Annotated in this window: 9 protein-coding genes; 3 read left to right on the forward strand and 6 right to left on the reverse strand. The window is 40.1% G+C overall.

Going from position 1 to position 12,242, the window contains the following annotated elements; all coding sequences use genetic code 11:
* The first annotated feature begins 33 nt into the window (after positions 1–33).
* Positions 34–1,881: a heavy metal translocating P-type ATPase gene (locus BM390_RS01535; protein WP_089852760.1), complete on the forward strand. Its 1,848-nt coding sequence runs from the start codon at positions 34–36 to the stop codon at positions 1,879–1,881.
* A gap of 44 nt (positions 1,882–1,925) precedes the next feature.
* A complete protein-coding gene (locus tag BM390_RS01540; protein WP_062319662.1) occupies positions 1,926–2,591 on the forward strand; it encodes a Crp/Fnr family transcriptional regulator in 666 nt (221 codons plus the stop codon).
* A 40-nt stretch (positions 2,592–2,631) separates the two neighbouring features.
* Here BM390_RS01540 and BM390_RS01545 read toward each other — a convergent pair whose 3' ends face one another.
* From BM390_RS01545 to BM390_RS01565, 5 genes are all read right to left on the reverse strand, one after another.
* Positions 2,632–2,931 carry an SHOCT domain-containing protein gene (locus BM390_RS01545; protein WP_089852761.1) on the reverse strand — a complete coding sequence of 100 codons (300 nt, stop codon included), beginning with the start codon at positions 2,929–2,931 and terminating at the stop codon, positions 2,632–2,634.
* Between the two features lie 52 nt (positions 2,932–2,983).
* On the reverse strand, positions 2,984–3,163 hold the full coding sequence (locus BM390_RS01550; RefSeq protein WP_062319665.1) for an SHOCT domain-containing protein: 180 nt from the start codon (positions 3,161–3,163) through the stop codon (positions 2,984–2,986).
* Between the two features lie 101 nt (positions 3,164–3,264).
* Complete coding sequence (locus BM390_RS01555; protein ID WP_062319667.1) at positions 3,265–3,588, reverse strand: hypothetical protein; 324 nt, start codon at positions 3,586–3,588, stop codon at positions 3,265–3,267.
* Positions 3,589–3,747: 159 nt separating this feature from the next.
* Entirely contained in the window at positions 3,748–4,707 is a 960-nt protein-coding gene (gene manA / locus BM390_RS01560; protein WP_089852762.1) for a mannose-6-phosphate isomerase, class I, read from the reverse strand.
* 99 nt (positions 4,708–4,806) lie between these two features.
* Positions 4,807–5,718, reverse strand: coding sequence for an ROK family protein (locus tag BM390_RS01565; protein ID WP_062319671.1), 912 nt, complete (start codon positions 5,716–5,718; stop codon positions 4,807–4,809).
* A 386-nt stretch (positions 5,719–6,104) separates the two neighbouring features.
* Between BM390_RS01565 and BM390_RS01570 the strand changes: the two genes are divergently transcribed.
* Positions 6,105–10,160 carry a glycosyl hydrolase gene (locus BM390_RS01570; RefSeq protein ID WP_089852763.1) on the forward strand — a complete coding sequence of 1,352 codons (4,056 nt, stop codon included), beginning with the start codon at positions 6,105–6,107 and terminating at the stop codon, positions 10,158–10,160.
* A gap of 126 nt (positions 10,161–10,286) precedes the next feature.
* Here the strand turns inward: BM390_RS01570 and BM390_RS01575 are convergent, their stop codons facing one another.
* Entirely contained in the window at positions 10,287–12,227 is a 1,941-nt protein-coding gene (locus tag BM390_RS01575) for a BglG family transcription antiterminator (protein WP_089852764.1), read from the reverse strand.
* Positions 12,228–12,242 lie beyond the last annotated feature (15 nt).

Raw genomic sequence — 12,242 nt, forward strand, 5'->3', positions numbered from 1 at the left:
AATAAATTAGATGAAAAAAGAGGAGGTAAGTTCATGGCTCAAAAAATGACGAAGTTTAAATCTGTTGCAATGATTAGCTCGGGGTTACTCATTGGATTAGCGCTTATTTTTAATCTGATTGGTAAGGACTATTTCATTGATCCTATACTCATTGTGGCGACGGTACTTACGGGCATCCCGGTTGTTTATTTTGCCTTACAGGCGCTTAGAATGAAATATATGAGTATTGATTTACTCGTCTCGATTGCCATCATTGGTGCCATCTTTATTGGAGAGTATGTAGAGAGTAGTGTCGTCGGCTTCTTATTTTTATTCGGCAGCTATCTAGAAGCTCGTACTTTAGCACGCACCAGGCAATCGATTCAATCACTCATGGCATTAGCGCCAGAAGAAGCGACCCTCTTAAAAGATGGGCAAGAGGTTGTTGTCAGTGTGAGTGACGTGGCGCTCAATGATATTGTCATTGTTAAAGCGGGGGGGAAGGTCCCGGTTGATGGGGATATTATTTCAGGTGAAGCCCAATTAAATGAAGCCATGATGACAGGAGAAAGTGTCCCAAGAGAAAAGACAACAAGTGATGCCGTCTTTAGTGGGACGATTGTCGATGAAGGTTATATTAAAGTGCAAGCAAAAAAAGTCGGGGAAGATACCGCCTTTAGTCAAATTATCGAATTAGTTGAAGAAGCGCAAGACCAGAAGTCGCAAACAGAAAAGTTTCTCGATCGTTTTAGTCACTATTACACACCTGGGGTGGTAATATTAAGTTCTATTGTCTATCTATTGACGAGAGACTTGCATTTAGCGATTACCTTTTTAGTGATTGCCTGTCCAGGGGCGCTTGTGATTGGTGCTCCGGTATCCAATGTGAGTGGAATTGGTAATGCGGCTAAAAACGGTGTGTTATTAAAGGGCGGCGACGCTATTGATCGCTTTAAACAAGCGACAACATTTATGTTTGATAAAACAGGCACACTGACAAAGGGTGAACCAGCCGTCACAAATCAAGTATCCTTTATTGATGAAGACTGGCTTTTCGTGGTGGCAGAACTTGAACGTCACTCTGAGCACCATTTAGGACGAGCGATTGTTGATTATGCTAAGAAAACAGAAACATTAACTGATTGTCACTTAGATGTGACGCTCGTGAAAGGTCAAGGCTTGTTTGGGTTTTATGATGGTGTGCGCTATCTGATTGGTAACCGTCGTTTAATGGATGAGCATGATATTGCGTTAGCGCGGGATGTTCATGAACAAATTGAAACCGAAGAAGCCCAAGGGAAAACGGCAGTTATTGTCGCCAAAGAGAAAAAGGTGATTGGTTACCTTGTGATTAATGATGTTATTAGAGCGGAAGCTAAAGATGCGTTGTTACAGCTTAAAAAGTACGGGGTACGCGACTTAGTCATGTTGACGGGAGATAATGAAAAAACTGCTCAATATGTAGCGAAACAATTGGGAATCACTTCTGTTCGAGCTGAATTACAACCGAAAGATAAATTGGAAGAAATCAAACAAAGACAACAACGTGGTGAAAAAGTTGTCATGGTCGGTGATGGTGTCAATGATGCTCCGGCTTTAGCGCTCGCTGATATCGGTATTGCGATGGGGCTATCTGGAACAGATGTCGCGATTGAAACCGCGGATGTTGTCGTGATGAACGATCGATTAGATAAGATGGTTCACGCCTATCGGCTGGCGAAGGCAACAGTGAGAAATAGAACTCAAAATATTGCGCTTGCGTTATTGACGGTGTTCTTTTTACTTCTCGGTGTGTTAAATGGTACGATACATCTAGCATCGGGTATGTTTGTGCACGAGGCAAGTGTCTTAATTGTTATTATAAATGGTATGCGTTTAATTCGCTTTCGATTAAGGAAATAATAAAGTAGATTATCAAAGTGAATCGACAAAGAGGAGAGATAAAGATGAGTGAGCGTCATCATATGACGGGATGTGTCAGGCGGGTCCCGATTTTTAATCATTTACCGGAAGAGCAGCTAAATGAAGTGATGAAGACAGTCCATTCAAAACCTTTTTTAGCAGGTAGCTTTTTATTTAAAGCAGGGGATAAATCAACGGGTCTTTATGTTGTGCATACAGGGAAAGTGAAGTTATATCGATCAAATGAAGAGGGGAAAGACCAGCTCGTGCGTCTATTATTACCGGGGGATTTCACCGGGGAATTAGGGCTGTTTTTAGATCAAGACCATGATGTGTTTGCCCAAGCTGTGGAAGATAGTCAAGTCTGTCATATTAAGCAATCAGATATAGAGACGTTATTAACTGCCTATCCAAAGATTGCTTTAACACTGTTAAAACACCTTGCTAAGCGCTTAGATGAGTCAGAACGAGCGCTACAACAAGCAACGTCAGGTCCAGTGGATGTTCGGCTGAAAACCTTTATTCATCAATTAGTACCGGGAGCGCACTATCCAATTGAATGTGAGTTACCAATGAAACAAAAAGATTTGGCAAGTCACTTAGGAACCACACCTGAAAGTATTAGTCGCGCAATTAAACGATTAGAAAAAAGCGGCGAAATAAAAAAACTTGGACCCAAATCCTTTAGGATTTTAAAACCATTACAATAAGTAAGAGGACTCGCTGTTTAAGTAAGCGGGTCCTCTTATATTACTGTGATTCTTTTAACGTTTCAATTAATTCAAGATAGTCTTCTTTTGATATCTCTCCCTTCGCATAACGCTCTTTAACAATCGTGATGGCGTGGTCGTTTGATGGCTGTTGTTTTGTTGGTTGTTGATGATGTGCATGTGATTGTTTTGATTGTTTTACAATCAAAACAATCACTAAGACAATTAAGCCGATCATAAATAGTAACGGCAGGTAGTTAAGAAACCAGAACCCAAAGCCCCCATCACCTGAAAAACCAAAGCCGTCGCGGAAATTACCGCCGTAGCGCCAAAAATGCATGTTGATCATCCTTTCATTCCTATTTATAAGTTGTTACTGGTACGGGATAAAATTATAAAGCTTGTTTGATTTCGTTGTATTCCTCTACGGAAATCTCGCCTTTTGCCAGACGTATATCAAGCATTTCTCGTGCCGAATTTATAGTCCCCATTGACCTTCTGTTATGAGTGTCTTTCGGTGCCATATATTGATAGAGTAAAAATCCAATGAGGATAATTGCTAAAAACATCATCTAAAAAATCCTCCTTTTAAGTGTCTACTAGACGTATATTGATTATCAAAAATTGATAAAAAGACATACGGACATAGATTTTGCCTCCATGTCTTTAGTGTTTAATAAGTGTGTCCCATCATGCCGCGTCCGAAACGATTGCCTTGGCCATTACCTAAACCATTACCACGGCGTAGACCTTGTCCTGGTGTCATGTTGCCTTCTTCGTTTTGAGAGCGATAGCCATAACCATAACCTTCGCCGGTGCATTCTTCAGGGTGATTCTCTAACATCTCTTCGCGCCACTGATCGAAGTCCTCTGTTCCAGCGTAGTTCTCAAATTCGGGATGATCTCTTAACGGATAGATATGTTCAGATGCAAGTACTGCTGTTGTTAAACCTATTAAAAGAAATCCAATGAGTGATAACCCAATAATTTTTTTCATATGTGATTGCCTCCTTTTCTTGATACTTTAACTATACAAAGAAGAAGTGAAGAACTTATGAAGATGAAAAGAAAAAGATAACCCTTTTCAAAAGTGTCAATGAAATCAGGGGAGAGAGTGTGAAAAAACGCTGTCACGACGTTGTGACAGCGTAAGATATTAAGATGTATAAGACGTAATGAGTGTCATGTTACCAGCGAGGTCAAATGTTTTCACGCCGTAAGGTAAGATGAAGTGCGCGCCTTTTTTAATAGGATAAACGTCGCCGTCAACGGTCAGTGTCCCTTCACCATCAATCACACTTAATTGAAGGAAATCTTCTGATTGGGATTTTGTCACCTCTCCTGTTAATGTCCATTTCTCCACAGTGAAGTACTGTTCTTTTACGAGGTGGGTGATGGTTAGGTCGTCTTCAGTTGTTTGGGTTTGACTCAGTTCAGGGTCTTTATGTGGCACTGTAGTGACATCGATTGATTGATCTAAATGTAGTTCACGTGTGTTACCTTGGTCATCGGTACGGTCGTAATCATAGACACGATAAGTAATGTCAGAACTTTGTTGCGTTTCTAAAATAACAATCCCTGCACCAATCGCATGAATAGAACCGCTTGGCACGTAAATGAAATCACCTTTTTTAACTGGTACGTAGCGCAGTAATTCATCCCACTCCCCGTTTTCGGCTAGTGTTTTAAGTTCTTCGGTTGTTTCAGCATGGTGGCCAAACACGATTTTTGCGTCTTCTTCAGCGTCTAGTACATACCAACATTCTGTTTTTCCGTAAGGGACACCTTCTTTTTCGCGCGCATATGTATCATCCGGGTGTACTTGGACAGATAAGTCTTCCGTCGCATCAAGTATTTTAACTAACAAGGGATAGGCTTCTGTATCTGTTTCGCTGCGATTAAAATAATCGCGGTTATTTTCCCATGCTTCTGTTAGTGTCTTACCTTTCAGTGGCCCATTTTCAATTGTACTTGGTCCGTTTTCATGTGCAGAAATTACCCAAGCCTCGCCGGTCTTGTCTGATGGGATGTCATAATGAAACTCGGTTTTTAATTTATCTCCACCCCAAATACGTTCTTGCAAGGTAGGTGATAAAAATAATGGTTGTGTTGTCATAATTACGCTCCTTAAAGTTTCTTTTATTATTAAATAAATACATTACTTATTAGTATAGCTTGTCTATTCTCATATTGAAAGGAAAGACAAAAGTTTTCGTTATATTTCAGGGGATACGAGTGCAGCGGCACCAATTATGCCTGCCTCTTGATTGAGTTTTGCGGGAACAATCGGAGTATCTCCTGCGTCTTTGTTTAACGTATAACGCTTAACATAATGTCGAATCGGTTCAAATAGTGTATCGCCGACTTGGCTTACCCCGCCACCAATCACAACAATTTCAGGGTCAAGTGAGTTAATAAGTGAGACCAATGCCATTCCCATTCGTTCAATGACGGTATCAAGATAAGGTACCATATCTTTGTCCTGCGCTTCGTAAAGGCGAAAGGCTTCTTCAGTAGAAATGCTTGTGCCTTTTAATTTTGATGCTTCTCGACTAATGGCCGTCCCAGAACAAATATGTTCAAAACAGCCGTATTGACCGCATACACATTCACCAAACGATGGATCAATCACCATATGTCCCACATCACCCGCATTGCCCTTTCCACCAGAAATAAGTGTATTTTTAGAAATGATACCAGCGCCAATCCCGGTGCTGATCGTTACATAGAGACTATCCGTGTAATGTTGACTAGCACCAAAGCTGTGTTCAGCTACTGCAGCGCAAGAAGCGTCATTTTCTAGTCGGATAGGAACAGAAAAGTATGCGCTCATAAGCTTAACAACCGGAACATTGCGCCAACGTGGTAAGTTAGGTGGATAGGTAATCATCCCGTGTGAAATATCTAACGGACCAGGTGCGCCAATCCCAATACCGTATAGTTGATTGTCGTCAATACGGTGCTTTTCTAGTAAAGTTTTTACGTGTACAATGATTCGCTCAATCATCTTCGTGGGTTCAATTGTTTGATCTGTCGGTAATTTATCATAACCGACGACGTCTCCCGTTGTTGTGACAAGTCCAATGGCCGTTTTTGTTCCACCAATATCAATGCCTAAAGCATACATGTAAACACTCCTTGATGCATTATTTTTTGTTTAATGTGTCAGTTAAATTTTATCAGTTTCTTTGTGGATATTCAATGATTAAAAAGGTTTATTTAAGTTATCGTTAACTTAATGCATGCGTCTTTTGCTTATGTGTATGTAGCGATAATAAATAGACTTAATATTTCTATTGAAAACAGTTTATGAATGATTGTGGAATAAGGGATAGAAGAGTCAATGGAAGCTTAATCACATAATATGAGTAAAAATTCCAGGGTAATTATATTTTATAAAGTTAACAGATAAGTAATTAATTAAAAAATATTAAGTTTTTTGTTGAAAAAATTACTTAATAATATATAATTAAAAATGTTAGCGGTTTCAAAAATAAAGGAGGCGTTGAATGAATGAAAAGGTACAAAAGAAAATTAATGCGAGGCATGGCTTGTATGATGCTGATGCTTCTCGCCCTGCAAATGGTCTTACCCTATGTGGAAGTACAGGCAGCCCCAAGTGGACAGGTGCTAGATATGTCCGACCCAGAAGCATCTCAGTATACGAAAGAACTTTTTGCTTACTTAAAAGGTCTAGGTGGCGATGAGATTCTATTCGGTCAACAGCATGCGATTGATGAAGGATTAACGTTGACAAACGACGGTAACCGCGTCGCATCCGATCAGTCAGAAGTGAAAAATGCAGTAGGGAATTATCCCGCAATTTTTGGTTGGGATACAAATAGTTTAGATGGACGCGAGCGTCCAGGTAATGCGATTGGAGATGTTGCATTATCGTATGAAGAAAGACTCAATAATTTGGCGGCATCGATGAAAAAAGCTCATGAACTAGGCGGGATTGTGACACTTAGTATGCATCCAAATAATTTTGTGACAGGAGGTAACTATAACGATACCGCAGGTAACGTTGTCAGAGAAATCCTCCCAGAGAACAGTCAACATGAAGCGTTTAACGCATGGTTAGATCAAATTGTTGATTTATCGCATAAAGTAGTGGATGAAAATGGCGAAGCGATTCCAATCATTTTCCGTCCATTTCACGAACAGACAGGCTCTTGGTTCTGGTGGGGGCAAAGTTCAACGACCCCAGAGGATTACAAAGCGATTTTTCGTTATACGGTCGATTACTTACATGAACATGGCAATCATAATATTTTAATTGGTTTTTCACCTGGTTCAGGTCCTAGTGGTGATAAAGACCGCTACTTTGAGACGTATCCAGGAGATGACTATGTTGATATTTTAGGTATCGATAGTTATGACAATAAAGCGAATGCGGGTAGTGAGGCTTGGATTAATAGTGTTGCGGGTGACTTACATATGCTCGCAGAAGAAGCGGAGACACGAGGCAAAGTGTCAGCTTTAACAGAGTTTGGTTATAGTGCTCAAGGGATGAATGAAACAGGCAACACGTTAGACTGGTGGACAAAAGTGTTAGACGGCATTATGAATAATGCTGCCTATCCAAAAGCAAAAGAAACGTCATATATGTTAACGTGGGCAAACTTTGGTTTTCCGAATAATATGTATGTACCATATAAAGATGTAAACGGAGATTTAGGTGGTGACCATGAATTACTGACTGATTTCACAAAGTATTATGAGGATCAGCGTACTGTATTTGCGAGTGAAGCAAACATCTATAATCAAGGTATTGACTATACAGTTAGTGACCATGACATGGACCTTTTTGTCGTGGGACCAACAAATGGTACGAAGTTAACGACAGCACCGACCACATTACGCGCGAAAGTAAACCATGGCATTCATCCGCTCGTCACATATCAAGCAAGTACAGGTGAAGAAGTCGAAATGGTGTTAGATGGTAATTACTACACGGCCACATATACACCAGATGCTCTGTTTAATAATGGCTCTGTGGATGTGACCTATCGCTATTATGAAAACGATGAAATGATCGATCAAGAAAGTCATCGTTATTTTGTGACGATTGATGAACTTGTTGTTAAAACGTATGATTTTGCTGAGAATATTGACGGTATTAAAACGAATGGCACCTATTCTAATCAAGATGGTGCAGCGCCAGAACTTACAATCAGTCATAGTGACTTTAATGGCGGATCGCTTAAACTTGATGTTACAAATATGGATCCAACTGTTTGGTGGCAAGAGCTTAAACTAGAATTAACGGACGTATCAGATATTGATGTGACAACAGTTAATCAGGTGCGTTTTGATGTCTATGTACCAACGTCGGCAGGTGAGAAAGCTTTGGCGAATACCGTTATGTTGCCGCCTGATTGGGAGACGAAATATACACATGAAGTGAATGTACATGACTACGATACGGTAACGGTTGAAGGGAAAGACTATTACCACGTAGAAGCGGCAATCGATCTGCCGAAAGTAGAGGAGGCAGAAGGTTTGGCGATCTCACTTGTTGGTAAGCAAATGACATTTGATGAGGCATTATTCCTTGATAATATTCAATTAATGAATGTCTATCAACCAACAGTTAAAGACCCGCTTGTAGTAGATGATTTTGAAGGATACATGGGAGACAATGATTTGTTGGATCGTGCTTATAGTGATAATGGAGATCCTATTCATCTCGCCTTATCAAGCGCAGACAAACAATCAGGTGACTATGGTCTTCAATTTGACTATACATTAGGCAGCGCAGGTTACTCTGGTAAACAAATCTCCCTCGGTGGTGTAGATTGGTCAGAAACGAATGGCGTTTCATTCTGGTTAAAGCATGAGGCACAAAGAGAGAGACACCTCACTGTTCAAATTCAAATAGGTGGTGTAAGTTTTGAATCGAATGTTGAATTAAACAATGCTTATGAAGGGGTGGTGTCAATACCGTTTAGTGACTTTGCGCCGGCGCATTGGGAAAGTAATCAAACAGCGGTGATTGATTCCGAACGGATTCAAAAAGTGACACAATTTGCCCTTTATATGGGCGGTGAGACGGGTGGTGGTACCCTTTACTTTGATGATATTAAAGCAACGACAATTGAAGGAGCTGAACCCATTCCAGATAAAGAAACAGGCCCAATTGACATAGAGCCACTTCATTTTACATTTGATGAATCAAATGAAGAGTTTTCAGGCGCGGGATTTGATGTAGTTGGTGGACACTATAGTGGTACGCTTGATTTAGCAGGTAAAAAAGAAGTAAAACGTAGTTTTGGCCAGTCGCTAGAAGGCTATCAATACATTGTTGCCCGCATCAACTATGGAAGTGAACAAACAGTAGGCGATGTTTTGAAAGCAAAAGTCTTTATTAAGACAGGTGATGATTGGGCATGGTCTGATAGTGGTGAGGTCAGGTTAAAACAAGGTGAGTATGTCGATGTGATTTTTGACCTATCAACAGTTGAAGATTTGAGTGCTGTTCGTGAACTTGGTATTGAGTTTAGTGGCAGTGCAGAAGGTGAAGCAACTGTCCATATTGATTACATCAGTATTGTTGAATCACTTGACCGAGTGCCTTCGGATGAAGAGGACCAAACCCCAGGCGAAGGTGATTCAGAAGATGGAGACCAAACCCCAGGCGAAGGTGATTCAGAAGATGGAGACCAAACCCCAGGCGAAGGTGATTCAGAAGATGGAGATCAAACGCCAGGTGAAGGTGATCCAGAAGATGAAGATCCAACACCAGGAGAAGATGATACAGAAGGTGAAGATCCAACACCAGGAGAGGATGATACAGAAGGTGAAGATCCAACACCAGGAGAGGATGATACAGAAGGTGTAGATCAAACACCAGAAGAAGATGATTCAGAAAATGAATCAACAGAAGGTGTAGTGGTTGGGTTGAATGACTTAACGCAAAATCCATCGCGACCAAATACTTGGATTGTTAATCATGTGAAAAAAGAGATGACAATTTCTGAAGCAGTACTCGCATTACTTGATTATCAAGATTGGTTGGAGTTTGAATATGAAGGCGTAACGGTAGGACTGCCTGTCAACATGTTAAAAGGACAGGGAGAAGTGACGTTTAAAGCTGAAACGGTAAACGACTTAATAGATGCTAACACGTCTCTTATTAGTGACTTAATGTCATTTTCGTTAGTGGATGAAGATGGAGAAGCGGTTGACTTTAATGGTGGTCGCGTACGTTTAGCTTTTAAGGCAAATCTAGAAGACGTTACTGACCTTGATCTGGTGAAAGTCGCTTATATAAGTGATGATGGTGTACAGATAGAATTACTTACACCTATAGATATTGATGTTGAAAAAAGCATGGTCTATGCTGAAGTTGAACACTTCAGTCGTTATGGTGTTGTATTAACGGAGGGGACAGGCAATGATGGTATCGTTGAGGATGATCAAAGTGATGATCACACTGAAGGAGAAGTATTACCAGAAACAGCCACTTCAACGTTTAACTATATAGGGCTAGCGATGTTCATCATCAGTGTCTCTGCAGGTATATTTTATGTGGATAAACGAAAGCGTCAACAGTCAAAATCCTAATAGTTAAAGATATAGCGTATAAAAATTATTTGTTATTTTAATAGGAGAGGTATAAAAGGAGTGACGGGGGTCTTAGTCCTGTCACTCTTTTTTCATCATGATTAGTTTGATGGTATAGGACTGATTTCAAAGTCCAATCGAGAATAATTGATCAATAAATGCAGGTAACGTATCAATTTGAATGAGACGTTGAATATGTTTTTTGTTTTCGACAAGTTTCGTAATAAAACTATAGAGTGACTGTAAATCTTCTTGGCTATCTTTACTTACGTTTAACAGAATAATAAACTGAACTCTTTTATCGCCCCACTCAATCGGTTTATCTAGTGTCATCATACTAACGTGTGTCTCTTTCGTTTGAGCAGTAATAGGGTGTGGGATGGCGATTAAGTTTCCGTAGGCTGTTGGTGCAATCTTTTCTCTTTCAAAGACATGAATTAAATAATCATTCGGTAACTGGAGTGGTGCTTTTAGTTGTTTATAGAGAAAGCTAAGTGCCGCTTCTTTAGTGTCGAGTGATTGTTTTAAGAAGATGGCGTGTTGGTCAATGTATTGTAACAGCTCTTTATAATCTGCCTTGAAGTAGGTTTCTACTTGGTTGATATCTTGATCTGTCAGAATCGCATTCACTTCAACAACTGGGACCGGTAAATCTTGTTGAATAGGGACGGAACTAATAATCAAATCAATCGCATTAAAGGGAAGTTGATCAATTTTATAAAATTCTGTCGTCCCTAAAATATTAATCTTCGACCCAAACATTGATTGCAACTTATATTTAATGAGTTGCGCACTTCCAAGTCCGGATGCACAGACGATAAAACATGATAACGGCTTGTGTTTCAGTTTTTGTCGCTCGATTGCCGCTCCGATATGAAGGGCTAAATAACCAATTTCATTTTCATCAATCGAGACGTCGAGTGTCTCTTCCAACGCGACGCCGGCGATAATGCCGGCTTCAAAAGCTAAGGGGTAACTGGTTTTAATATCCTCAAGCATCGGATTTCTTACGTTCATCCCGTATTTAAACCGGTTCATTGCTGGCTTTAAGTGTAGACCAAGCCCAAGAATCAATTCACGATCATGCTGAATAGACAAACTCAGTTTGTCTTCAATCATTTGTAACATTCTTTCTGTAACGATGACAATATCACTCGGTAACCATTGTTTTAAATCTTCTTCCGTTTGATGTCTATGAGTGACGATTTTTGTGCCGAGTAAATGAATCGCGATATAACAAACTTCTGTTTCAGGGAAGGTAATATTTAAGATATGTTCACTTTTTTTCACGACCTCTTCGGCGACGGTGTACTCATGTTCCGCTTGGATGTCAGTTAGGTCGTGTTGAAGAAAATCAATTTCATGGCCGTCTTTAATCCGTTTATAGGCAATCGCCATATGAATAAATAAATTATTTAAAGCAATATCAGATAACGAAATATGATGCCGTTTTGTTGTATCAATGAGTAAAGCCCATAACGATTGAATTTGTTGTTCGGTGACATGAGTCAGTTCGGTTAATTGTTTCTTCCACACCATCGTTTCACGAACGTCTCGTTGATCGAAAATGAATTGAGATAAGGCGAAGCGACGCTTCACTTCAGATCCCACCAGTTTCATGCCATAATTCGGCTTGTGCAAAAGTGTAAGTTTATAGCTGTTTAATTGTTCTTTCACTTGGCGTAAATCATTTTGAATCGTTGAGCGACTCACGTGCATTTCATCCATTAAATCATCAGTTTTAATGTGTGATTCCGCAAGTAAAAAACGCTCGATTAGGTAAGCGACCCGTTGGTCTGGTTGTGAGAAATCATTGGCATGTTGTTCATAGACGTGGTTTTTTAAAAAATGTCGAAACGACGCATCGTCTTGGATGGTTAAAGTATAACCCTTTCCTCGTGTGGATGTAATGGTGGCCCCATTATTTGTGAGTGTTTGATCAAGCTCTTTTATATCATCTCTCACTGTCCTGGAACTCACATCAAGTATGTGAGCGAGTGTTTGACTTGTGAGAGAGACATCACTACCAATGAGTTCTTTTAAGATGATTACTTGCCGGCTATGCATTCTCTTCACCTCCTT

It is taken from the genome of Halolactibacillus miurensis (assembly GCF_900116255.1).
Classification (GTDB): Bacteria; Bacillota; Bacilli; order Bacillales; family Amphibacillaceae; genus Halolactibacillus; species Halolactibacillus miurensis.